We start from the raw sequence: 21,325 nt of genomic DNA, 5'->3' as shown, positions 1-21,325 counted from the left end.
ATCGTTCAACGATATCCCTAAGCGATATATTTATGCGACGAGCATAAACAGACACTATTCCGATAGAATCAAAAAGATTTCTACTGCTGCAATGAAAAACGGTATGGCTTTGTCTCGCGCCGACAGCCGTGGACTGGCGGCTTGAATAATTAGAATTCCGGCGCGAAGAATAAATTGCCTTTCGCGCTCAGTATTAGAAATACAATTTGAAACTTACGTAAAACTTACATAACAGTTAAGGCAACAACGCGAACCCACATGAAAATCTGGCTCATTCTGCTCAGCCTGCTGGCCGTGGCCGGCACGTGGTTCTGGGGAAATCACCGTAATCCGCAGGCGCGCGCATCGTTCGGCCAACGCATCAGGCTGCTATCCAGAAGCCTGCTTGCGGGTGTATTCGTTTATTTCGCGCTGATGTCGATCGCCCTGCTTTACCTGATGGCCACCACTGGCTAGAGGGCTGGAAAAAGCCTCTTGCCGTCCTCATGCGGTGTCCACTTGCGCGGCGCGCAAAAATGAAATGTAATAGTCCTTACAATGTACGCACTTCGTGCATGATTTGTAACGAGTACATCTACCTTTCATTGTCGTCTCGCTTATGAACAGGACCTCCATCATGGCTGCTTTTCCTGCTCGCTGGGCGGCTGGCGCGCTGCTGATGGCCACAAGCCTGCTGGCATCGGCCTCCTCGCCCGCCACATGGCCCGTCAGCCCTTCGCGCCTGCACCTTTCGACGCCTTACGGCACCCTGAATGTCGCCACCAGCGAATACGTTTACGAATCGCAATTGCGCATCGACAACGTCGATGTATACCCGGCCATACGCGGCATTCTGAACATCACCTATGCTTTCAACATGCCCAAGGCGCAGATCGCGCTGGTGTCCATCAACAATGGCAACAATCAGTGCCCCATCGTCTATCGATGGGTGATACTGCAAAAGTCCGGATACACAGTGTCACCGGAGTTCGGATCATGCACTGACCAGATCAAGGTAACGGCCAAGGGGCGCGTGTTGACATTGCAAACGCCAAATACGCAAAAGCCGGATAAAATCGACGTATACACCTACGACGGCAAAACGCTTAAACAACGCACCACGCCTTAATTGCGAAGATACGAATTTGACTACACCGAGTAAAGAATCATGGGGATTCCTGCACCCCGAATGCCACGGCCATAATGCACTGTTGTTTTTCAGTTGGGATCTGGCCAAGACGATCGAGCAGCAGTTCAAGCTGCATGCCGAATCCACGCTCGCGACACAGCTGCATGAAGCGCAAAAGGCAGTCGACCGGCTATTGAATCAGTACGTACAGATACAGGCCAATCCCGGCGCCTTCGAAAGCCAAAGCATCAAGCTCAAGCTGGAGCGCGACGATAGCAGTCCCGATACACCGGTGCTTGCGTTGCAAACCTCTCCGCGCCTGGAAGAGCTCATCCTTGAAATGCAGGCTCAAGAAAAAGCGTCCCGCAGCATTAACTAGGCCTTGCGTGGTCCACCCCGCAAGGCCTCATTCTTCGAGGCTGACATGACAGCACGCCCTTGGGGCTACGAACGCGCCGACTGCCGCGGAGACTTTGCGCTCAGCCTGTTTCTGGACGACATCGAGCATCTGGTCGATCACTATTCGGCCCAGACCGGCGAACAACTGGAAGCGCGGCTCTTCCGGGCGCAGGCCGCTGCAAACAAACTCTTGCAAGCCTACGAGAAAAACGCCCGCAAGACCGATGCATTCACTCATCAGTTCATCGAAATCAAGTGCATAGTCGATGGGCAGGACAAGCAGCAGTTCGTACCCATTTTTTCCGCTGGGCTAAAAACCCAGTTGGTCAGGCTGTTGAACCAAACGAATCAGACTACCCGGCACTGACGGGGAAGCACGGCGCCACGCCAGCCACGGAATCACCAATATGGAAAGCACAAGCTTGTTGTGGCTGGCCTTCGTCTACCTGACGGCCGGCGTGATTTCGGTTCCGATCGCTCAACGATTGGGGCTGGGATCGGTCCTGGCCTATCTGATCGCCGGCCTGCTGATCGGGCCTTTCGTCCTCCACCTTGTGGGCGACCAAACCGATATCATGCATTTTGCGGAATTCGGCGTGGTCATCATGCTGTTTCTGATCGGCCTGGAAGTACGCCCCGCCGTGCTCTGGAATATGCGCGGCGTGTTTTTCGGCCTGGGAGGCGCACAGGTAATCGCCACCAGCGCAGCGCTCGCGGCGGCGGGCATGGCGGCGGGTCTGGACTGGCGGCCGGCATTGGCGCTGGGCCTTTGCCTATCGCTTTCGTCCACGGCTATCGTGCTGCAGACCTTTCAGGAAAAAGGGCTGCAGCACACATCCGCGGGCACCGCCGCCTTCGGCATCCTTCTATTTCAAGATGTCGCCACGATTCCCATTTTTGCCGCCTTGCCTTTATTGGCCGTGGGAAGCATGGGCCAGGACATGCCGGGACACGGCTTGCTCGATGCCTATCCCGCCTGGATTCAGGCGCTTGCGGTTCTTGCGGCAGTGCTGTTGATAATCGGCGCGGGCCGCTATCTGACCCGCCCCGCTTTTCGCTTTATCGCCCAGACCCGATCGCGTGAAATATTCACCGCCTCGGCGCTGCTCCTGGTCATTGCCGTCGCCCTGCTGATGGAAGCCGTAGGCCTGTCGCCGGCGCTGGGCGCCTTCCTGGCAGGCGTGGTGCTGGCCGACAGCGAGTTCCGGCGCGAACTCGAGGGCGACATAGAGCCATTCCGCGGGCTGCTGCTGGGGCTGTTCTTCATTTCCGTGGGCGCCGGCATCAACCTGCAACTGGTTTGGGAGCAGCCCATGCGATTGGCGCTATTCGTGGCCGGCCTCATGGTCATCAAGGCCTTGGTCGTCTACATCGTCGCGCGCCTATTCGGAATGCAAGGCCGGGCAGCCTCGCTCACCGCGGTCGCGCTGGCCCAGGGCGGCGAATTTGCGTTCGTATTGCTTGGAATCGCCGTGGCCTCGGGTCTCATCGCCGCCGAACTCTCTGCCCTGACCGTGGCCGCCGTGGCGCTTTCCATGGCTCTGACGCCGATAACCCTGTTAGCCTACAAGCGCTGGTGTTCGCTAAGCCTTTCCTCAAGCTCCGAACAGCCTGAAAACGAATCCTTCGATGAGCGTCCCGATGTCGTCGTTGCCGGATTCGGGCGTTTCGGCCAGATTGCCGCGCGCCTGTTGATCGTCAATGGTTTCAAGACTTCGACACTGGATTCCAGCGCCGAACAGGTCGAGCTGGTGCGCCGGTTCGGGCGCCGGGTGTATTACGGCGACGCGACGCGGCTGGATCTGTTGCGCGCCTCGGGCGCCGCCGAAGCCAAGCTGCTGATTGTCGCCATCGACGACCGCGACCAGGCGGAAAAGCTGGTCGAGCTGGCCGCCCGCCATTTTCCGAACCTGAAGATACTGGCGCGCGCCTACGACAGGCGGCATGCCTACCGCCTGCTGGACAAGGGAGCTCATGCGGTGGAAAGAGAAACATTCGAAGCCGGACTTACCCTGGGCGCCCAGGCGCTGGAGGCGCTGGGCATGCGCAAACCGCAAGCAACGCGCGCCGCGCGATTGTTCCGCCACCATGACGAAAAAATGTTCAAGGCATTGGCGGAGGTCTGGAGCGATGAAGAGCGCTTCGTGATTGCCAGCAAGGAAACCAGCGATCGCATGAACGAGCTGCTGGCCGCCGACATCCAGTCGATGTTGGACGAGCCCGATGCCGGCGCCGCCGCGCCGGCATCGGGCCACACGGATGGCAAGCCGGCTTAGCCGCAGGCCCCTATCGCCCCGCACACCGTGCAGAACTCGCAGCCGTCCTTCTTGATGACGGCATGGTTGCCGCATTCGGCGCAGCGCTTGCCCACCATGGCGGGGGCCATGGCCGTCCTATGCCGCGGCTCGTCGGCCACCACACCCATGGCGTTGATCGGCATGCCCTCTTCGGTCAAGATGCCCAGCATGGCATAACGATGTATGACCAGTTGCGCCACATAGGCCACGGTGGAAGGATAGTTGGCCTGCCTTTCGCTGCCGGGGACCCGGGCCAGAAAATCGCCGCGCGGCTCGGCATAATTCAGCAGTTTGCGCAGCTTCATGCCTATCCAGGCGGGGTCCACCACACGCATGTCCAGGCTCAGCAGCTTGCACAGCCCATCAAGCGCGCGCGGATGCGCACCGGTCAACCACATGCTGTAGGGGCGGCGGCTGCCATCGGGCATCTGCAGCTCCTTCAGCATCAGGACGAAATCGTCGTCGGTGGATGGGTTACGGACATCGGCCACCCAGGCCAGCGTGCCGTCCGTGCCGGTTTTCGGTTCGTGCGGCGCAAACAAGGCGTTCAGCACGGGCGAAGGATCGCCTTCCCGCGCGCTCAGCGCGTCCAGGTCGTTGTAGCGCCATTCGACCAGCTTGGCCAGTGCCGCGGTCGCGCTGGGCACCTGGACCTGTTTGCCGCCCGGCGGCATGGGCATCTGAAATCCGTCTCCGTAGGCATGCGTCAGCACCGACAGCTTCTTGCGCAGCCATCCGCGATCGTTGGCCCGCATGTCGGTCGACAAGGTTTTCGCGATGGCATCCAGCCCCCGCGGCGGCTGCCCACCCAGCACCCAGACTTCGAACGGGACGCTGTCATGGTCCGCCACCGCGACGGCGAATTCGCCCTGGGGAGTATGTATGGTTTCACTGATCCAACCCGCCGCCCCGGCCGGCAGGGCGGGCCGCGATGGCCAGCGCAAGGATGCAAGCGGCGGCGACATGGCCACCTCGGTCAGCACCAGGCGCTTATCCTGCTCCGACAGCGTGATGGGCGCGGGCGCGCCGGCCTGGGCGTCCGCGGGCACGGACAGGACGGCGCCCAGTATGGCGTTGGGACGGTATGTGGTGATGCCCTTCAGGCCCTTGTGCCAAGCCTGCAAGTACAGATTCTTGAAATCGTCGTAAGGATAATCGGCCGGAACATTGACGGTTTTTGAAATTGCCGCATCGACGTACGGCGCCACAGCCGCCACCATCAGCATATGGTCGATGGCCGAAATATCCAGCGCCGACACGAAGGCATCGGGCAGGCTGTCGGTGTTTCCACCCATGGCGCGGTACACCCGATAGGCGTGGTCTTCCACCGTATAGTCTTTCTTGCCTCCATCGGACATGCGCTTGCTTCGGGTGTAGTACCAGGAGAAGGCCGGCTCTATGCCATTGGAGGCATTGTCGGCGAAAGCCAGCGATATCGTCCCGGTAGGGGCAATCGATGTCAGGTGCGAGTTGCGTATGCCATGCTCGCGAATGGCTTTCTTCAGAGCATCGGGCAGGCGCGCGGCGAAACCGCCTTGCAGATACTGTTCGGCGTCCAGCAAGGGGAAGGCGCCGCGCTCTCGGGCCAGTTCAATCGATGCCTCGTAAGCCGCATCGCGCATTTCGCGGGCCATATCGGCCGCCATCCGCCGGCCCTGTTCGGAATCGTAGCGCAGGCCCATCATGATCAGCGTATCGCCCAAGCCCGTAAACCCCAGGCCCAGGCGGCGCTTGGCGTCGGCTTCGAGCTGCTGTTCTTCCAGAGGCCACTTGGTGGCAATCAGCACATTGTCCAGCATGCGCACGGCCAGGCGGGCCGCCTTCTTCATTTTCGGGAAATCGAACCCCGCCTTGTCGGTGAATGGCGAAGTGACATACGCGGTCAAGTTCAGGCTGCCCAGGCAGCAGCAGCCATAATCGGGCAGGGGCTGTTCGCCGCAAGGGTTGGTGGCTTCGATGGTTTCGCAGTATGCCAGGTTGTTCTCGGCGTTGATGCGGTCCAGATACAGCACGCCAGGCTCGGCCGCCGCGTAGGTGCTTTGCATGATCAGATCCCAGACTTCGCGTGCCTGCACCGTTCTGTATACCCACAAGCCGTCCCCGCGCAGATAAGCGCCCTTGTCCTTCAGTTCGAGGCTGGGCTCCGCGGTATGCGCCAGCTCAAAGGGGCCGTCGGATTCGACCGCCCTCATGAACTCGTCGCTGACGCCGACGGAAACGTTGAAGTTGTTCAACTGGCCGCGCTCCTGCTTGGCCGTGATGAATTCCATGACATCGGGATGGGTGACGTTAAGGACCGCCATCTGCGCGCCGCGCCGGGCGCCCGCCGATTCAACGGTCTCGCATGAACGGTCGAACACTCGCATGTACGAGATGGGTCCCGAGGCGCTGCTGCCGGTTCCCTTGACCCGTGCCCCCCGGGGGCGGATGGCGGAAAAGTTATACCCCACCCCGCCCCCGCGCCGCATGGTCTCCGCGGCTTGCGCCAACGCCGTGTAGATGCCCGGTTTGCCGTCGACATCCTCGGTAATGGAGTCGCCCACGGGTTGAACAAAGCAATTGATCAACGTGCTTTGCAACTCGGTGCCGGCGGCGCTGTTTACCCGCCCCGCCGGAATGAAGCCATGCTGCATGGCCCATAAAAATTCCTCTGCGTATTTTTTGCGCTGCTTGGGCTCTTCGACCTGCGCAAGAGCGGTGGCCACCCGCGCGCGAACCTCGGTAATACCGGCTTCGTTTCCCTTGGCGTATTTTTCGAGAAGAACCTCGGTGGAAATGGCTTGTGGTTCCGCCAGGGCGATGGCAGTGCTTTCCATGTGTTGCATGATAAATTCCTTGGTGCCCGCAACGCGCCGCAGATGAGCGCCAGTTGCGGAAATAACGATGTTGCGTCAGCAAGATATCATATCGAGCCTCGTCCACCCTTGATATCCATTAAGAAGATATGGCTGCCTTCATGCACCTGCCTCATTCATGTTTCCGCCACCTGACAAGGCCCGGAAAATACCGATCCGCATACATGGCTGGGACATTGTCCGTCACTGCCATGCTTGCGGCCTGCGGCCATGCGCAGCCCGATCCGATAACGCAGTCCCATGACCGGAAAAACCTGTCGATCACCCTGCTGCACATCAACGACCATCATTCCCATCTGGATGAAGAATCCATTACCCTGTCCTTGAAAACCGCAGCCGATACACGGGAAAAAATCCGTGTTCCCTTAGGCGGATTCGCACGTGTGTCGGCGGCAATGCGAGAACTGGGTCTCAGCAAGCCCAATGCCATCAAGATACACGCGGGCGATGCCCTGACCGGCGATCTCTATTTTTCATTGACGGGCGGCAAAGCGGACGCCGACATGATGAACACCGTTTGCTTCGACACGCTTACCTTGGGCAACCATGAGTTCGACGCCGGGGATGCCGGCCTGAAAAAATTTCTGGACTTCCTGAGCGCCGGAGATTGCCGTACCGCCGTCCTTGGCGCCAACGTCCGGTTCGGCGCAAATTCCCCATTGAATCCGGCCATCGCGCCAGCCTATGTTGCGCCATCGGCCATAGTCGAACGCGAGGGACGGAAGATAGGCTTTATCGGCATTACCATTGCCGATAAAACCAAGCGCTCGTCGCGCCCGGACGCCGACACCGAGTTCCTGGACGAAGCGATCACGGCCCAAGCGGAAATCGACAAGTTGATTGCGCAAGGCATCAATAAAATCGTACTCCAAACCCATCAGGGCTACCAGGCCGACCTGCGGCTGGCCAGCCGCCTGAGCGGCGTCGATGCGATCGTGGGCGGAGACTCGCATTCCTTGCTGGGACCTGCAAGCCTGGCACGCTACGGCCTGACTCCCGAAGGCCCCTACCCCACCCTGGGCAAGAGCGCGGACGGCAAACCCGTCTGTATCGCCCAGGCGGGGCACTATTCCCATGTTGTAGGCGAACTTCGGCTGGAATTCGACGAAGCCGGAGACCTTGCCCGCTGCTCCGGCATGCCCCATATTTTGCTGGGCAATACCCTGTCACGCAACGATCCCAAGACACTACCCCTGACCGAGGCCGAATATGACGCGATCCGGACCGACATCGGCCGTGCCGGCGTGTTTCGCCCGACCAGGCCCGACGATGCCGCCGCAGCCGTGCTGGCGCCCCACAAGGCGGCGAAAGACGCTTTCGGCTCTTCGATTGTCGCCACTTCCGCATCCGTTCTATGCTCGCGCCGCATACCGGGGACTGAATACGGCAATAGCCAATCGCCCCAGGGGGCTCAATGCAATGATGATGCGCACACTGCCTCGCATGGCGGGGATATTCAGCAAATCGTCGCCGAATCTCTCCTGCGGCAAGGGAAAGCCTTCTTCGATGCCGATCTTTCCATACAGAACGGCGGCGGCGTGCGTATAGACGTGCCTGAAGGCCCGATCACAGTCAAGGACGTGTACTCGATAATGCCGTTCAGCAACACGCTGGTGTTGCTAAGGGCCACCGGTGCGCAAATCAAGGCGGCGCTGGAGGACGCAATGGCCGCCGTCCTTAGCCTCAGGCCCGCGACAGGCGCCTATCCCTATGCTGCGGGCTTGCGTTGGACGTTGGATGCGCGCCGTCCCAAAGGCCAGCGCTTCCTGAACATGGAAGTCAGAACAGCCCACGGCCGCTATATCCCTTTCGACATGAACAAGATCTATAACGTCGCCACGACCAATTTCCTTGCCGACGGACAGGATCATTACACCGCCTTCAAGCGCATCAAACACGAACATCGCCTGGATGTGGAGCTGGACCAGGCGGAAGCGCTGCTGGAGTATTTGCAGCATTTCACGGCAATGGGAAAACAGTTAAAGCGACTGCCGACAGAGCACTACAGCACACAGGCCTTTATCGGCAGACGCTAGGCAACCGCCCTGTGTGGATAGCTTAGATAAATGGCCGGCTCCGCCGAAAGGCCGCGCTTCACCTGCCGCGTGCGATCGTCCGCCAATATTTCCTGCGCACCCGCGGCAATACCGTCCAGCGCCAGGCTGGCGACAGCCGCGGGCGCTACCTTGGGCACGTCCAAGCCACGCGTCAGGTCGGTATCCACGAACGACACATGCAGGCCCAGCACCTGAGTGCCCTGCTCGTGCAGCTCATGGCGCAAGCCATTGGTCAACGACCAGGCCGCCGACTTGGAAGCGCCATACGTAGCAAGACTGGGCAGGTTTGTCCAGCTAGAGGCCGACAATACATTCAGCATCGCCCCGCCGCCATTGCGGGCCAGAATGGGAGCAAAAGCCCGGGCCATTGCCAGCATGCCGAAAAAATTGGTTTCCATATGTCGGCGTGTCGACTCGATGCTGTCTTCCGCCAGAAATCCGCCCAGGCTGGCTATGCCGGCATTGTTGATGAGCAGGCTTACGTCGCCGCAAAGATCGGCGGCGGCGCTGACCTGGGCCGCGTCGGTCACATCCAGGCGTAAAGGGACAACGCCTTGCTGCGTTACCGTGGACGGGTCGCGCGCGGCCGCATAGACCCGGCGGGCTCCCCGAGCCAGCGCTTCCTTGGCAAAAGCCAGGCCCAGGCCTCGGTTGGCGCCCGTGATCAGTACTACGGAATTTTTGATATCCATGATGATTTCTCCTTGAACACAATACGCCGGATAGGCGCGGGTAATCTGAAAATCGCCCTTGTATATGACGATCATCATATTCAAGGGTGAAGGAAATCCTTGGCACCGCGTCAACGAACCGCCTTTTTAATTGCCCGATCCGCTGTCCCCAGCGATTGAGTCGTCGGATTTGTCGTATCGCGCCAACAAGGCATCGCGACTGCCAGCCAGCAGTGCTTTGCTTTCCGGCCCGCCGCCCAAAGCGCGGGCCAGAGACAAAGTCCCCACCAGGGTGCTGGCAATCACCGCGGACTGATCAGGGTCGACATGATCTGGCAATACCCGCCTGACCACATTGAACATGATGTGCACGCGTTCCCGCGAAGCGGCCTGGACCTGCGGCGCCTGCCGCGGCATGTCGGACGCCAGGGCCGCGATCGGACAGCCATTTTCCAGGGCGTCGAGATGCCGTTCGGACAAATAGCTCTCGACCAAAGCGCGAAACGGGCTTGCACCTTTCTTGCGCAATTCCCGGGTTCGCTCCGCATATAGCTGCAAAACCTGTTCCCCGGCATATTCAACCGCCTCGGCCAGCATGGCATCGCGCGACGGGAAGTGCGCATAGAAGCCGCCATGCGTCAGGCCGGCCTCTTTCATGATGTCGGCCACGCCGACGCCACCATAGCCGCCCCGCCGTATGGCCCGGGCGGCCACTTCGACAATACGTTTATGGGTGGCTTCTTTACGGCTGTATTTGGCTTCCACGGCGACTGATTTAAAATATGATGGTAATCATATTAATCGTGCGGAAAGCAGGCGGTCAAGGAGTTTATCCAGGCTGGCGGGAACATTTCTTGCTACCAAAGGTCTCAAACCTTAACAGCAACCCTACCTTGGATGGAGCATGTATGAGCCCAGGCAGCATCCCCCTGCTTCTGTGCGCACTTGGCACCCTCGTAATCGGCATTTCCGCTTGCCTGCAATGGCGAGAGCGTAAGCTTATGCAGCATAGAAACCGCCAATAGGAAAATACCCGGTACACGTCCCGAAAAAATCCAGCTTGGCTGCAAATTAAGTTTAGGCCATGCAAAGCCGCATCGTGCTACTGGACCACCCGCATGGAATCCACTTCGATTTCGGGCGGCCGGGTCAAGCCGGTATCCACCTCGCCAACAAGTTCGACTTTTGTTTTTTCATCCACGGGTTGGGCGGGAAAGCGCTTATCCTTGATCTCCGCGACAATCTCGCCTGTGCCGTCCGAAAAGATGTATTTGTCGTTGGCGGTTCGCCGCAGCAAATGGCCCTGCAACTGCACGGCCTGATCATCCACAGGATTCGCGAGTATCCCTGCGACCGTCCCCTCTTTAATGGTCGAGGGTCCCGAATATTGCGCATACGCGGGCAAGGCAAGAGCACCGGCTAGCATTGCCGGCGCTAAAAGGCTAAGTACGTTGAAACGTGCGGACATACGATCTCCTGGGACTGACGGCGATAGTGACAACACCGGCAAGCATGCGGCTAATGTACGCTTGCCTGCTTTGGAAGCCAAGCGGCGGGCAGGCGCCCTGCTAGCATCTGCCCTTCTTTGCCTGCCCCGGAGGGCAGAAATACCCATCGCCGCGATGGTCATGATAATAGCCGCTGCGATAGTAGCCATCATCATAGCCCCAGCCAGTGCCGATGGACACTGAAGCGCCAGGTGTGCGGACCGAGCAACCAGCAAGCAGCGCAATGCCTACCATCGTTATCAAAATTTTCATGGTTCAACGAGAAAGTGATTAACGAACCGATTGTAGGGTGCCCATGCAGCGTCCGTATGAGCGGACGTAACAGAATAGGTCACGGTAATTCCTCGACTAATCCACCTCATAGGCTTGCTCGCCACACCCTCTGAAAGCGTGTTGGCTGGCGGCCGCATGTGCCAGCCTCAGGCATGGAAATTGCTCCTTCCGCCGCAATTGAACCCAATGAAGGAGCACACATGACTCAAGCCAAAATCGAGCCGGGCGAAACGGAAATTTCGCTTGCAGGCAGGCAGAAGCCGCATAACGACGCACGAGATAGCGCCGCCAAGAACCATTTGCATCCCGAACGGGAAGAGGCATCAACCGCCAAAAAGAAAAGCGGCCAGACCAAGGCCGGACCGCTGGATCGGGGAATAGAGCTGGGCGATTGACGGGGGGAGTTAAAGCAGCGCGTCGTCATCAATATCTTCACCGCTGCCAAGTTCAGCTCCTGTTACGGGATCGGACATCGGATCCGAGGCTGTTCTGACGGCCATGGCCTTTACCATTTGCGCCTCCTTCTCGCCTAAATTCACCGAAGCAGACCCGTCGCCCCCATCCACCGCCGACATCTCATCCCATTTGTCGATTCGTCTGAAATTGGCCTCGCTATTCCATGGCCCTTCCGTTTCGCCTTCCCCTTGGGATAGATTGAAATAAGTATCGGAAAATTCCGGGTCGGGCGGCAGCTTTCCGGGAGGAAAGTTCGGCGAAATCGAATACAAGGCCTTTTCAAACGACTTCAGGTGTGCCGCTTCCCGAGTCATCAAAAAAATCAGAGCATCTTTTACTCCGGGGTCGTCCGTGACATTGATGAGACGCTCGTAGATAATTTTCGCCCTTGCTTCCGCAGCGATGTTCGAACGCAGATCAGCGGTAGGTTCGCCGATGGAGTCGATATAACCCGCCGTCCACAGCTGGCCGCCGGAATTGGTCAAAGCGGGTCCACCGCCATACAAAACTTGAGTGACGTGCGAATCATTGCCGGCGCCGTGCAATTTTTGGTAGAGCTCCGCCTCGTTATCGACCGCCTCGGCCAGTTCTCCCTTGGCCCCCTTATTGAGCATGGCCACCAGATGCCCAATGATTTCCAGATGGCTGAGTTCCTCGGTGGCGATATCAATGAGCATATCCTTGCGCCCGGGGTCGTCTTCCCCGATATATTGGGTGAAATAGCGACAGGCGGCGGCTAGTTCGCCTTGAGGACCGCCGAACTGCTCCAGCAGCAAATTAGCCAAGCCCGGGTTCGTCTTCTCCACCCTGACGGTGTACTGCAAACGCTTGTTATGAGCAAACATATGTGACCCTCCTTGAGAAGTACTCGTTCCGGGAAAATCCAAGATAGAGCGCTTCCTCGCATAGCAAAGAATGTGCCTGTCTTCGGCCAAATCGCCATTGGCTCCCGGCGTTTTCCCGCAGCTGTCTATTAAAAGCAGGCACACTAATGCTTTAATGACATGGTCATTGAATTGGACCTAAAGGGGTAAGCAATGGGAATGATGAACGGCTCCGGCATGCTCTTTTCACTGGCGGGTTATCTTGTGCTTATTGGCATACCCGCCGCGGTGATTCTAGGAAAAGCGGGCTACAACCGGGCCTGGGTGATCCTGGCTTTTATCCCGATGGTGAATCTGATCGCCTTATGGGTATTCGCCTTTGCGGCGTGGCCGGTGCTAAAGAGCCATAGCGAATAACGCGGCATGCGCGAGAAGCGCCTTTACAGAATCGGAACACTGATATCTGCTAGAAGAACCTAAGGAGATTCAACCCCGTGACCGATAAAGAACTATTCGAATATAGCCAGATCCAAAAAGCGCATTGGGGCAACGTCAGAGCCATATTGCAGGCTGTGGATTCGCTTTTCGCGCTGATGGAGAACGAGAACGACCCGCCCAAGCAAGAAGTATTGCGCATCGCTCAGGATCTGGTCAGGGACATGAAAATCAAATGGCAAGACGACAGTACGCCATCGTCGCCCTAAGGTTTCAATGCTCCAAATGGTCGGTTGGGCCAACATGCCCAATCGCCGTCTTGATGTAGTACACAAACGCGGCTACTGCCTTCGCATGATCGGCCAGGTCGTCTGTTGCCCAGCCCAAATAAGCGGCTAGCGCGCGTTCCATAAGTCAAGGCAACGAGTCGATGTATTCCTTCGCCCAGTGCACGCCTTCTTCAACCGCCTCGTCCGCCGATTTAGATGGGTCATAGCCACCTCGATTTATGGCAGCGCCATCAATCTTCAGGCCAAAGCCATGGCCTCCACCGGCCAGGTCCGTGGAAACAATCTCTACGGTACGTCCTTTATACTCAAACGCATTCTTCGCCTTTGCCGCTCCATTTCGACCTTGGCTACGACAGGACTGCACCAAACACTCCACCTCGGCGTGGGCTTCATTCTGCGCTGCTTCCAGTTCCGCCCAACGCTTCAGGCAAGCCGGGTCGAGGATGTCGTTGTTTTTGAAATAGTCCGACATCGCCGTGAACGCCATTCGCCAAGCGCGCATGGCCTCTTGCAAGTCATTTATATCCGTCATGGCTGACTCCGAGGAGTTCTGGATCAAGCATTTGGCGTGCCTGCGTAGCACCGTATTGCATCTCTCTATCGCGTCTACGAAAATTAACCGGCATTGAACTTGCTGGGGGTTGCCTACCATGCAGAGATCAACACAAGGAGACGCGATGAAAACGCAAGTTCAGTTTCGGCAGACCGATAGTGATGAAGGAGTCGCGCTTCTGGATGGCTCTATTACAAGCTTGGAACAGGCCAAGATAGCGCTGGCCGGTAAGCTCGGTTTGCCGGCCGTGAATACCCCGCAGGGTGCCCAAGAGGATATCGATGTTCGTCTTCGCAACGGTGGCATTGATCCTGCCTCGGTAAGCTTCGATCAAATAGCTGAATAGACCTGGGCTGCCGGGCAGCATGCCGGAAAGACCCTAAAAACAAAAAGGCCAACTCCGAAGAATTGGCCTAAGTGCTTGATATTACTGGTGGGCTGTGACAGGCTCGAACTGTCGACCTACGGATTAAGAGTCCGCTGCTCTACCAACTGAGCTAACAGCCCATCGCTGCAAAGAAAAAGATTCTAACTCGAAAAAGACCTTCGCGACAAGAAAAAAATACAAAAAACGCAATAATCGGAAGCGCCGGCTGCGCGCAGTCCGACGCAAATACGATTAAATTTTCCTGGCCAATTCGGCGGCCAGGCCGACGTAGCTGCGCGGGGTCATGGCCAGCAGGCGGGCCTTGGGTTCCGCGGGCAGATCGAGGCCGCCAATGAACTCGGTCAGCCCTTCGCGGTTGATGCCTTTGCCGCGCGTCAGCGCCTTCAGTTGCTCATACGGCTGAGGCAGGCCATAGCGTCGCATGACCGTCTGGACGGGTTCGGCCAGGACTTCCCAGCAGTTGTCGATGTCCTCGTTGATGGCCGCCGCATTCAACTCCAGCTTATGCAGGCCGCGCAGGCAGGCATCGTAGGATACGGCGCAGTAGCCGAAGGCCACGCCCAGATTGCGCAATACGGTGGAGTCGGTCAGGTCGCGCTGCCAGCGCGATACGGGCAGTTTTTCGGACAGGTGCCGCAGCACGGCGTTGGCCAGTCCCAGGTTGCCTTCGGAGTTCTCGAAATCGATGGGATTGACCTTGTGCGGCATGGTCGATGAGCCGACCTCGCCGTCTTTCAGGCGCTGCTTGAAGTAGCCCAGCGCTATATAGCCCCAGATGTCTCGATTCAGGTCCAGAATGATGGTATTGGCACGCGCCACGGCATCGAACAGGGCGGCCATCCAGTCATGCGGTTCGATCTGTATGGAATACGGGTTTTGTTCCAGCCCCAGACTGGCAAGCACGCCGGCGCTGAAAGCCGGCCAGTCGATTTCCGGATACGCCGACATGTGGGCGTTGTAGTTGCCCGTGGCGCCATTCATCTTGGCCAGGGGTTGCACGGCCTTGACGGCGGCAATGGCGCGGTCGAGGCGGGCCGCCACATTGGCGAATTCCTTGCCCAGGGTGGTGGGGCTGGCCGGCTGGCCATGCGTGCGCGACAGCATGGGCTGGTCGGCGAACTGGCGCGCCAGCGTCTTCAGGTGCTCGCACAGCTCGGTCAGGCGCGGCACGATGAACTCGGAACGCGCGCGCGTCAGCATCAGGGCATGGGACGTATTGTTGATGTCTTCGGACGTGCAGGCGAAATGAATGAACTCGGCCGCGGCGGCCAGTTGCGCGTTACCCGCCACGCGGTCTTTCAGCCAGTACTCGACCGCCTTGACATCATGATTGGTGGTCTTTTCAATTTCCTTGATGCGCGCCGCATCGTCTTCCGAGAAATCGTCGACCAGCGTTTTCAGCAAAGCTTTGGATTCGGCGGAGAAAGGCCGCAGCTCGGGCAGGCCGGCTTCCGATAGGCCCACCAGCCAGGCAACCTCGACTTCGACTCGATGGGCCATGAAAGCCGCTTCGGACAAGGTATGGCGTAGTACCTGTCCTTTGGCGGCGTAACGGCCATCCAGAGGCGACAAGGCATTAAGATGGCTTAATTGCGGGGCTATTTGCATTGCGATATATATAAATAAAATCCAGCCCGGATTCTAACATCCATGGCCCGCCCCGCTTTCATTCTGAATAAAAGCTGAACAGCTTTGACGCGGCATGGGTACGTCCCCTTTACTCGACTTCGGCCGAAATGTCACACCCTTGGGGCGGAATAAGCATATAAACGACACATTGCATAGGTATACCCTTAGGTGGCGGTTTTGTCCGTTCATTCGCGCCGAATACGCGACGGTATCCTGCTATACTTTTTTTGCCTGTAACTTCCGAACTTTGCCATGAAACTTATTGGTTCGCTCACTAGTCCTTACGTTCGCAAAGTGCGCGTCGTAATGGCCGAGAAAAAACTCGATTACGAATTCGTACTCGAGAATGTGTGGGCCGAAAATACACAAATACAAGTCCACAATCCCCTGGGGAAAGTGCCCTGTCTGCTTATGGACGATAACGGCAGCCTGTTCGATTCCCGGGTCATTGTTGAATACCTGGATACGCTCTCGCCGGTTGGCCGCCTTATTCCCCAGCAAGGCCGGGACCGGGCGGCAACCAAATGCTGGGAAGCCATCGCCGATGGCGTTCTCGACGCCGCGGTTGCCATCAATATTGAGATCAACAAGCGTCCGGCCGAGCTGCGCAGCCAGCAATGGATAGACCGCCAGCACGGCAAAATAACCGTAGCGCTTGATTCCATGGATAAAAGCCTGGACGACCAGCCTTTCTGCATGGGTGTCAATTTCAGTTTGGCCGACGTGGCTGTCGGGTGTGCGCTGGGTTATCTGGACTTGCGCTTCTCCGAGCTCAATTGGCGATCCAAGTACGGAAACCTGCAACGGCTTGACGAAAAGCTGCAGACGCGGCCTTCGTTCATTGCAACGCTGCCTCCCCAAAGCTGATTCGCACGCAAAAAAAAGCCAGGCGCAAGCCTGGCTTTTTTTGGCTGGATTATCCCTGTCTAATCCTGATTCAATCGCGCGCGAGTTCGACCCGCAACGTGTTTCAGCCAAGGGTAACTCTGCCAATGCTCCAGTGCAAAAGCGTCGATGGCGGGCTTGTATTCCAGCGTGGCGCCTATCATGTCCAGGCCTTCCAGAAACATATGGCGATGCCGGTCGGCCAAGGTAAAAGGGGCTGTACAACTGTGGCTGCGCACAGTCATGGCCTGTATATTTATAGACACCTCGGCAGTTGAAGGCCGGCTGGCGTCGGCCATGATGGCCTGGACTTCAGGCTCGCTCAACACCACCGGCAACAGCCGATTATTAATGGCGTTGGCATGAAAAATCTCGGCGAAGCTGGACGCGATCACCGCCTGTATGCCGAATTGCTGCAAGCCCCATACGGCGTGCTCGCGGCTGGAACCACAACCAAAATTCGAGCCCGCCACCAGCACGCGGGTTTGCGCATATTCCGGCCGATTCAAGACGAAATCATCGCGCTTGCGGCCTTGCTCATCGAAGCGCATATCGTAAAAAACACCGATGTCCAGGCCGTTTTTATCGATGCCGCGCAAAAATTGCTTGGGCATGATCTGGTCGGTGTCCAGGTTGGCCAGTGGCAAAGGGGCCGCCACGCCGCTAATAAAATGATTTTCATTCATACGGCTTCCTGCGTGGAAAGAGTGCGAACGTCGGTAATCACGCCGGTTATGGCCGCCGCGGCGGCCATGGCGGGGCTCATCAGGTGCGTGATGGCGCCGCGTCCCTGGCGTCCCTCGAAATTCCGGTTGGTGGTCGATGCGCAGCGCTGGCCCGAGGCCAGTACGTCGTCGTTCATTGCCAAACACATTGAGCAGCCGGGCTGCCGCCATTCGAACCCCGCCCGGATGAGCACGTCGGCTATGCCTTCCTGTTCGGCCTGGTCACGGACGGCGCCGGATCCCGGAACGACCATCGCCCTGACCCCGTCGGCCACCCGTTTGCCCCGGACTACCTGAGCCACTGCGCGAAGGTCTTCAATCCGGCCGTTTGTGCACGAGCCAATGAAAACATGCTGCACCGGCATGCCCTGCAAGGATGCGCCGCCGCGCAGCCCCGCATACCGCAAAGCCTGCTGCATCGATGCCCGGGCTACGTCATCGGTCGAGTCGTCGACTATGGGCACGGCGCCATCTATTGGCATGGCCTGGTCGGGGCTGGTGCCCCAAGTGACATAAGGGGCCACCTTGTCCGCATCGTATCGGTACTCGCAATCGAAAATGGCATCGGCGTCGCTGGCCAGCGTGGCCCAATGCTCTTCAGCCTTTCGACGCACATCGCCGGCAATATCCGGCGCTCTGGACAGCACATAGTCGACCGCCCGCTTATCCGGCGCGATCAGCGCCCCCCTGGCCCCTGCTTCCACGGTCATATTGCATAAGGTGAAACGCGCCTCGACGGAGAGCGCATCGATGGCCGAGCCGCAAAATTCGACGACATAGCCGCGCGCGCCCTGCGCCCCGATGCGGCTGATGATCATCAATATAAGATCCTTGGCGGTGGTACCCAGGGGCAAGAGGCCATCCACGCATATGCGCATATTTTCCGCCGGACGATACACCAGGGTCTGCGTAGCCAGCACATGCTCGACGTCGGAGGTGCCGATGCCGAAACCCAGGGCGCCCAGGGCGCCGTAGGTGGTGGTATGGCTGTCTCCGCAAATGACGACCATGCCCGGCCGTATCATCCCGTGCTCCGGCGCGACGACATGCTCGATGCCCTGCAAGACATCGTTCGTGTCGAACAAGGGTATGCCATGGCGATGGCAGTTGCGCTTCAGGTTGCTGGCTTGCAGGGCGGATGCCGGATCGGCGATGACGCGGGGCCGGACCGGATGCGTCGGAATGATGTGGCTGACCACCGCCACATTCTGCTCCGGAGCGTACACGGGGCGCCCCTGTTCATGCAGCCCCGCAAACGCCTGGGGACTGGTGTATTCATTCATTAAATGAAGGTCGGCATACAGCAGCACATTCTGATCGTCCAGCCTGGCCACCGTATGCGCATCCACAAGCTTCTGATACAAGGTGCGCGCTGGCATCACATAACCTTAAAATTCAATGGAAACATCGCTATAGGGCAATGATAATATGAGAATTAAAGTTCATAGTGTCAAAAAATCCATTACATTATTTACTTTCACGACATAATCAATTTACGCCCTACACCTATGGATCCCATTTCCGATCTCGGCTTTTTCGTGATGGTGGCAAAATACGCCACCTTGGCCCGAGCCGCCCAGGAATTGGGTGTAACGCCGTCGACCGTCAGCAAAAGGCTGGCCGCGCTGGAACAGCGACTGGGTGTCCGGCTGATGAATCGCACGACACGGCGCATCAGCCTGACCGCCGAAGGCGAGGCTTATCTGGCCGAAGGCTCGACCTTGATCGACGAGTTGAACGTGCTGGAGCAGACCATTGCCGGCGGCCATGCCGTCCCGCGCGGCTTGTTGCGGGTCCATGCGACTTTGGGTTTCGGCAGGCGCCATATCGTTCCGGCGGTGTCCCGGTTCATACGCGATTTTCCACAAGTGGAAGTCCAGTTGCACCTGAGCGACCGTCCCGTGAACCTGGTCGAGGACGGGTTCGACCTTGCTATTCGTTTTGGCGATATCCCCGACTCCCGCCTGACCACGCGCACCATAGCCTTCAACCGGCGGCTGCTATGTGCCTCGCCGCAGTACCTTCAAAGGGCGGGCGAACCCATGCGCCCCTCAGACCTGCAATCGCACGATTGCATAGTGATACGCGAAAGCGATGAAACCTACGGAAGCTGGCACTTGTCGGCGGGGGCGCGAACGGAAACCCTGAAAGTGCGCGGACGCGTCAGCACCAACGATGGCGCGGCCGCGCTGGAATGGGCCTTGGATGGCCATGGGATTCTGCTCAGATCCGAATGGGAAGCCGCCGCTTATCTGCGCTCGGGCCGGCTCAGGCAGGTATTGACCGGCTGGACTCTGCCGGCGGCCAATATCGTTGCCGTCTATCCGACACGCCAGAATCTATCGGCGCGCACCCGCGCCTTGGTCGGGCAACTGGCCGACTGGTTTGCGGATCAGCGGCAACGCAGCGTATACATCGGGGATCGCTGGTAGGTTTGCCGCTGGATTCCTCGCGGCGCCATCCTTCAATGCCAATTTATATCCAATACGTGGATATATTGTGACTAGGTGTTGACCTTGTCTTGCTCAGTCCCTGTAATCCTATCTTCATAACATTGAATTAAAGAAGGATGGGCTACGCAGGCTGCGCCAGCCTACTTCGAATAAATATCCATTATATGGATTTTATTGATTCACAACCTGCCTGGCGCTGACGGCAACGCCGCCCATCCAAGGCAAACCGGAGTCAAGCATGAACCAAGCCTTCCGTGCCCCCGAACCGCTCGGGCGTTATACCGTAGGGCGGGATCCCGTGGAATTTGCCCCAGGCACAAGCGCCGGGGATTTCATCTTCCTGAATGGGCTGCTTCCCGATCTGGCGCCCCCTACCGGCAGCGTGCTGCTGAACGCTCCCCGAGCGGCGGAAGAAGCGGCATCGATATGGAGCCAGGCAGCGGCACTGTTGGATAGCGGTGGCTCGGGAGTCGACCGTATCGTGCGCGCCGACCAGTTTTTCTCGGACTGGCGAGCGGTTCCGTTTTTCCATCAATTACGCAAGCAGCGTTGTTCCGTAAGCGCCCCCAGCACTTCCTTGCTGGTGCCGGGGCTGGCGCAGCCCGGAACAACGATGGCGATGGACCTTATCGCGGCCTCCAATCGGGCCGGTCCCATCGAAACGTTATTTCCCGAAAAGCTGGACATCCCCGCCACATCCGCTTTCGCGCCCATCATCAAAGTAAACGGATGGGTGTTCGTGGCCGGTTTCATGGCGGCGCAAGGGCCTGGCGACCTGGATGGCATCGCGGATTCGGCGAAAGTGCCCGCGGGGCATTTATGGAAAGGCAACCGTATTCAATTGGAAACTGAATACCTGATTCAGAACAAGCTCGTTCCCGCACTCGCTGCCGCCGGGCTATCGCTACGCCATGTCAGGAAAGCGACGATAGGGTTGTCGGATCTGGATGATTTGCCCGCCATGAACCAGGTATGGGTCAAGGCATTCGAAGGCAGCCCGCCCGCCACAACGATTATTCCAACGGCCGACCCGGGCTTCGCCATTGCGGATGCCCGCATAGAAATCAACCTGATTGCTTATGAAGGTACGCCGGAGATCGGCATGCGGCCGACGGCCGCATGCGTGGAAGCCTACTGCTTCAACTATCCCGCAGTGGTTCGCATCGGCGATTTTCTGGCTTTCTCAGGTGCGATGGCGATTCAGGACGGCCAAGCCGTCGGCGCCGCCCAGGTCCGCCAGTCCGGCTACCGCGGCAGTCTGGCGGAAGAGCAGACCGCATGGCTGATCGAGTCGTTTGCCGCTTTATGCGAGGCTCATGGCGCCAGCTTGCGCAATGTCGTCAGGATCAGCCAGATGCACACCGACATGCGTGATTTCCTGCCCAGTTGCCGTGCGTGGCAGCGCGCACTGCCGGGCATTGCCTTACCCATCACCGGCATGAAGTCACCTCGCCTTCCGGTGAGCGAGGCCGTAATACAAACAGAAATCTGGGTTTACGCCCCATAGATAGGCACCCCG

Annotated in this window: 22 protein-coding genes and 1 tRNA gene; 13 read left to right on the top strand and 10 right to left on the bottom strand. The window is 58.5% G+C overall.

The window, feature by feature from the left end; all coding sequences use genetic code 11:
• Window positions 1-258 precede the first annotated feature (258 nt).
• From V0R37_RS18575 to V0R37_RS18555, 5 genes are all read left to right on the top strand, one after another.
• Entirely contained in the window at window positions 259-456 is a 198-nt protein-coding gene (locus V0R37_RS18575; RefSeq protein ID WP_420375956.1) for a hypothetical protein, read from the top strand.
• Between the two features lie 160 nt (window positions 457-616).
• Entirely contained in the window at window positions 617-1,108 is a 492-nt protein-coding gene (locus V0R37_RS18570; RefSeq protein ID WP_420375955.1) for a hypothetical protein, read from the top strand.
• A gap of 16 nt (window positions 1,109-1,124) precedes the next feature.
• Window positions 1,125-1,487: a hypothetical protein gene (locus V0R37_RS18565; protein ID WP_420375954.1), complete on the top strand. Its 363-nt coding sequence runs from the start codon at window positions 1,125-1,127 to the stop codon at window positions 1,485-1,487.
• 45 nt (window positions 1,488-1,532) lie between these two features.
• Window positions 1,533-1,874 carry a hypothetical protein gene (locus tag V0R37_RS18560; RefSeq protein WP_420375953.1) on the top strand — a complete coding sequence of 114 codons (342 nt, stop codon included), beginning with the start codon at window positions 1,533-1,535 and terminating at the stop codon, window positions 1,872-1,874.
• A 40-nt stretch (window positions 1,875-1,914) separates the two neighbouring features.
• Window positions 1,915-3,783, top strand: coding sequence for a monovalent cation:proton antiporter-2 (CPA2) family protein (locus V0R37_RS18555; RefSeq protein ID WP_420375952.1), 1,869 nt, complete (start codon window positions 1,915-1,917; stop codon window positions 3,781-3,783).
• Here V0R37_RS18555 and V0R37_RS18550 read toward each other — a convergent pair.
• A complete protein-coding gene (locus V0R37_RS18550; RefSeq protein ID WP_420375951.1) occupies window positions 3,780-6,629 on the bottom strand; it encodes an adenosylcobalamin-dependent ribonucleoside-diphosphate reductase in 2,850 nt (949 codons plus the stop codon). The genes V0R37_RS18555 and V0R37_RS18550 overlap by 4 nt on opposite strands.
• 194 nt (window positions 6,630-6,823) lie before the next feature.
• Between V0R37_RS18550 and V0R37_RS18545 the strand changes: the two genes are divergently transcribed.
• Window positions 6,824-8,695 (top strand): bifunctional metallophosphatase/5'-nucleotidase, encoded by a 1,872-nt coding sequence (locus V0R37_RS18545; RefSeq protein ID WP_420375950.1) that lies wholly within the window; start codon window positions 6,824-6,826, stop codon window positions 8,693-8,695.
• On the opposite strand, the gene V0R37_RS18540 is transcribed toward V0R37_RS18545, so the two are convergent.
• The 3 genes from V0R37_RS18540 to V0R37_RS18530 all read right to left on the bottom strand — a co-directional run bounded on the left by V0R37_RS18540 (window position 8,692) and on the right by V0R37_RS18530 (window position 10,855).
• On the bottom strand, window positions 8,692-9,408 hold the full coding sequence (locus V0R37_RS18540) for an SDR family oxidoreductase (RefSeq protein ID WP_420375949.1): 717 nt from the start codon (window positions 9,406-9,408) through the stop codon (window positions 8,692-8,694). The two genes, V0R37_RS18545 and V0R37_RS18540, sit on opposite strands and share 4 nt — an antisense overlap.
• A gap of 126 nt (window positions 9,409-9,534) precedes the next feature.
• Window positions 9,535-10,152 carry a TetR/AcrR family transcriptional regulator gene (locus V0R37_RS18535; RefSeq protein WP_420375948.1) on the bottom strand — a complete coding sequence of 206 codons (618 nt, stop codon included), beginning with the start codon at window positions 10,150-10,152 and terminating at the stop codon, window positions 9,535-9,537.
• 337 nt (window positions 10,153-10,489) lie between these two features.
• A complete protein-coding gene (locus V0R37_RS18530) occupies window positions 10,490-10,855 on the bottom strand; it encodes a YgiW/YdeI family stress tolerance OB fold protein (protein WP_420375947.1) in 366 nt (121 codons plus the stop codon).
• 513 nt (window positions 10,856-11,368) lie between these two features.
• On the opposite strand from V0R37_RS18530, the gene V0R37_RS18525 reads away from it, so the two are divergent.
• On the top strand, window positions 11,369-11,563 hold the full coding sequence (locus V0R37_RS18525) for a hypothetical protein (protein ID WP_420375946.1): 195 nt from the start codon (window positions 11,369-11,371) through the stop codon (window positions 11,561-11,563).
• Between the two features lie 9 nt (window positions 11,564-11,572).
• Here the strand turns inward: V0R37_RS18525 and V0R37_RS18520 are convergent, their stop codons facing one another.
• On the bottom strand, window positions 11,573-12,469 hold the full coding sequence (locus V0R37_RS18520; RefSeq protein ID WP_420375945.1) for a manganese catalase family protein: 897 nt from the start codon (window positions 12,467-12,469) through the stop codon (window positions 11,573-11,575).
• A gap of 198 nt (window positions 12,470-12,667) precedes the next feature.
• Here V0R37_RS18520 and V0R37_RS18515 point away from each other — a divergent pair, with 198 nt between their 5' ends.
• Together V0R37_RS18515 and V0R37_RS18510 are read left to right on the top strand one after the other, a co-directional pair.
• Window positions 12,668-12,865, top strand: coding sequence for a hypothetical protein (locus V0R37_RS18515; protein ID WP_420375944.1), 198 nt, complete (start codon window positions 12,668-12,670; stop codon window positions 12,863-12,865).
• A 77-nt stretch (window positions 12,866-12,942) separates the two neighbouring features.
• Window positions 12,943-13,152, top strand: a complete 210-nt coding sequence (locus V0R37_RS18510; RefSeq protein ID WP_420375943.1) for a hypothetical protein — start codon at window positions 12,943-12,945, stop codon at window positions 13,150-13,152.
• A gap of 145 nt (window positions 13,153-13,297) precedes the next feature.
• On the opposite strand, the gene V0R37_RS18505 is transcribed toward V0R37_RS18510, so the two are convergent.
• Window positions 13,298-13,705: a hypothetical protein gene (locus V0R37_RS18505; protein WP_420375942.1), complete on the bottom strand. Its 408-nt coding sequence runs from the start codon at window positions 13,703-13,705 to the stop codon at window positions 13,298-13,300.
• A 145-nt stretch (window positions 13,706-13,850) separates the two neighbouring features.
• Here V0R37_RS18505 and V0R37_RS18500 point away from each other — a divergent pair, with 145 nt between their 5' ends.
• On the top strand, window positions 13,851-14,072 hold the full coding sequence (locus V0R37_RS18500; RefSeq protein WP_420375941.1) for a hypothetical protein: 222 nt from the start codon (window positions 13,851-13,853) through the stop codon (window positions 14,070-14,072).
• A gap of 85 nt (window positions 14,073-14,157) precedes the next feature.
• Here the strand turns inward: V0R37_RS18500 and V0R37_RS18495 are convergent.
• Both V0R37_RS18495 and purB read right to left on the bottom strand, forming a co-directional pair.
• Window positions 14,158-14,233, bottom strand: a tRNA-Lys gene (locus tag V0R37_RS18495).
• Window positions 14,234-14,345: 112 nt separating this feature from the next.
• Window positions 14,346-15,722: an adenylosuccinate lyase gene (purB, locus tag V0R37_RS18490; protein ID WP_420375940.1), complete on the bottom strand. Its 1,377-nt coding sequence runs from the start codon at window positions 15,720-15,722 to the stop codon at window positions 14,346-14,348.
• 273 nt (window positions 15,723-15,995) lie between these two features.
• Between purB and V0R37_RS18485 the strand changes: the two genes are divergently transcribed.
• On the top strand, window positions 15,996-16,610 hold the full coding sequence (locus tag V0R37_RS18485) for a glutathione S-transferase N-terminal domain-containing protein (protein ID WP_420375939.1): 615 nt from the start codon (window positions 15,996-15,998) through the stop codon (window positions 16,608-16,610).
• A gap of 59 nt (window positions 16,611-16,669) precedes the next feature.
• Here the strand turns inward: V0R37_RS18485 and leuD are convergent, their stop codons facing one another.
• Complete coding sequence (leuD, locus tag V0R37_RS18480) at window positions 16,670-17,314, bottom strand: 3-isopropylmalate dehydratase small subunit (RefSeq protein WP_420375938.1); 645 nt, start codon at window positions 17,312-17,314, stop codon at window positions 16,670-16,672.
• Window positions 17,311-18,732 carry a 3-isopropylmalate dehydratase large subunit gene (gene leuC, locus V0R37_RS18475; protein WP_420375937.1) on the bottom strand — a complete coding sequence of 474 codons (1,422 nt, stop codon included), beginning with the start codon at window positions 18,730-18,732 and terminating at the stop codon, window positions 17,311-17,313. Before leuC ends, leuD begins: the two co-directional genes overlap by 4 nt.
• A gap of 129 nt (window positions 18,733-18,861) precedes the next feature.
• Here leuC and V0R37_RS18470 point away from each other — a divergent pair, with 129 nt between their 5' ends.
• Both V0R37_RS18470 and V0R37_RS18465 read left to right on the top strand, forming a co-directional pair.
• A complete protein-coding gene (locus tag V0R37_RS18470; RefSeq protein ID WP_420375936.1) occupies window positions 18,862-19,785 on the top strand; it encodes a LysR family transcriptional regulator in 924 nt (307 codons plus the stop codon).
• Window positions 19,786-20,044: 259 nt separating this feature from the next.
• On the top strand, window positions 20,045-21,313 hold the full coding sequence (locus V0R37_RS18465; protein ID WP_420375935.1) for a Rid family hydrolase: 1,269 nt from the start codon (window positions 20,045-20,047) through the stop codon (window positions 21,311-21,313).
• Window positions 21,314-21,325: the final 12 nt, after the last annotated feature.

Source organism: Pollutimonas rozaliensis (assembly GCF_048751585.1).
In the GTDB taxonomy this organism is placed as follows: Bacteria; Pseudomonadota; Gammaproteobacteria; order Burkholderiales; family Burkholderiaceae_B.
Note: the sequence above shows the minus strand (reverse complement) of the source record. Positions and strands in the feature narration are given on the sequence as shown.

Coding starts and splice junctions, on each gene's coding strand:
- V0R37_RS18575 (WP_420375956.1), top strand. CDS start 259: ATGAAAATCTGGCTCATTCTGCTCAGCCTGCTGGCCGTGGCCGGCACG.
- V0R37_RS18570 (WP_420375955.1), top strand. CDS start 617: ATGGCTGCTTTTCCTGCTCGCTGGGCGGCTGGCGCGCTGCTGATGGCC.
- V0R37_RS18560 (WP_420375953.1), top strand. CDS start 1,533: ATGACAGCACGCCCTTGGGGCTACGAACGCGCCGACTGCCGCGGAGAC.
- V0R37_RS18555 (WP_420375952.1), top strand. CDS start 1,915: ATGGAAAGCACAAGCTTGTTGTGGCTGGCCTTCGTCTACCTGACGGCC.
- V0R37_RS18550 (WP_420375951.1), bottom strand. CDS start 6,629: ATGCAACACATGGAAAGCACTGCCATCGCCCTGGCGGAACCACAAGCC.
- V0R37_RS18545 (WP_420375950.1), top strand. CDS start 6,824: ATGGCTGGGACATTGTCCGTCACTGCCATGCTTGCGGCCTGCGGCCAT.
- V0R37_RS18540 (WP_420375949.1), bottom strand. CDS start 9,408: ATGGATATCAAAAATTCCGTAGTACTGATCACGGGCGCCAACCGAGGC.
- V0R37_RS18530 (WP_420375947.1), bottom strand. CDS start 10,855: ATGTCCGCACGTTTCAACGTACTTAGCCTTTTAGCGCCGGCAATGCTA.
- V0R37_RS18525 (WP_420375946.1), top strand. CDS start 11,369: ATGACTCAAGCCAAAATCGAGCCGGGCGAAACGGAAATTTCGCTTGCA.
- V0R37_RS18520 (WP_420375945.1), bottom strand. CDS start 12,469: ATGTTTGCTCATAACAAGCGTTTGCAGTACACCGTCAGGGTGGAGAAG.
- V0R37_RS18515 (WP_420375944.1), top strand. CDS start 12,668: ATGATGAACGGCTCCGGCATGCTCTTTTCACTGGCGGGTTATCTTGTG.
- V0R37_RS18505 (WP_420375942.1), bottom strand. CDS start 13,705: ATGACGGATATAAATGACTTGCAAGAGGCCATGCGCGCTTGGCGAATG.
- V0R37_RS18500 (WP_420375941.1), top strand. CDS start 13,851: ATGAAAACGCAAGTTCAGTTTCGGCAGACCGATAGTGATGAAGGAGTC.
- purB (WP_420375940.1), bottom strand. CDS start 15,722: ATGCAAATAGCCCCGCAATTAAGCCATCTTAATGCCTTGTCGCCTCTG.
- V0R37_RS18485 (WP_420375939.1), top strand. CDS start 15,996: ATGAAACTTATTGGTTCGCTCACTAGTCCTTACGTTCGCAAAGTGCGC.
- leuD (WP_420375938.1), bottom strand. CDS start 17,314: ATGAATGAAAATCATTTTATTAGCGGCGTGGCGGCCCCTTTGCCACTG.
- leuC (WP_420375937.1), bottom strand. CDS start 18,732: ATGCCAGCGCGCACCTTGTATCAGAAGCTTGTGGATGCGCATACGGTG.
- V0R37_RS18470 (WP_420375936.1), top strand. CDS start 18,862: ATGGATCCCATTTCCGATCTCGGCTTTTTCGTGATGGTGGCAAAATAC.
- V0R37_RS18465 (WP_420375935.1), top strand. CDS start 20,045: ATGAACCAAGCCTTCCGTGCCCCCGAACCGCTCGGGCGTTATACCGTA.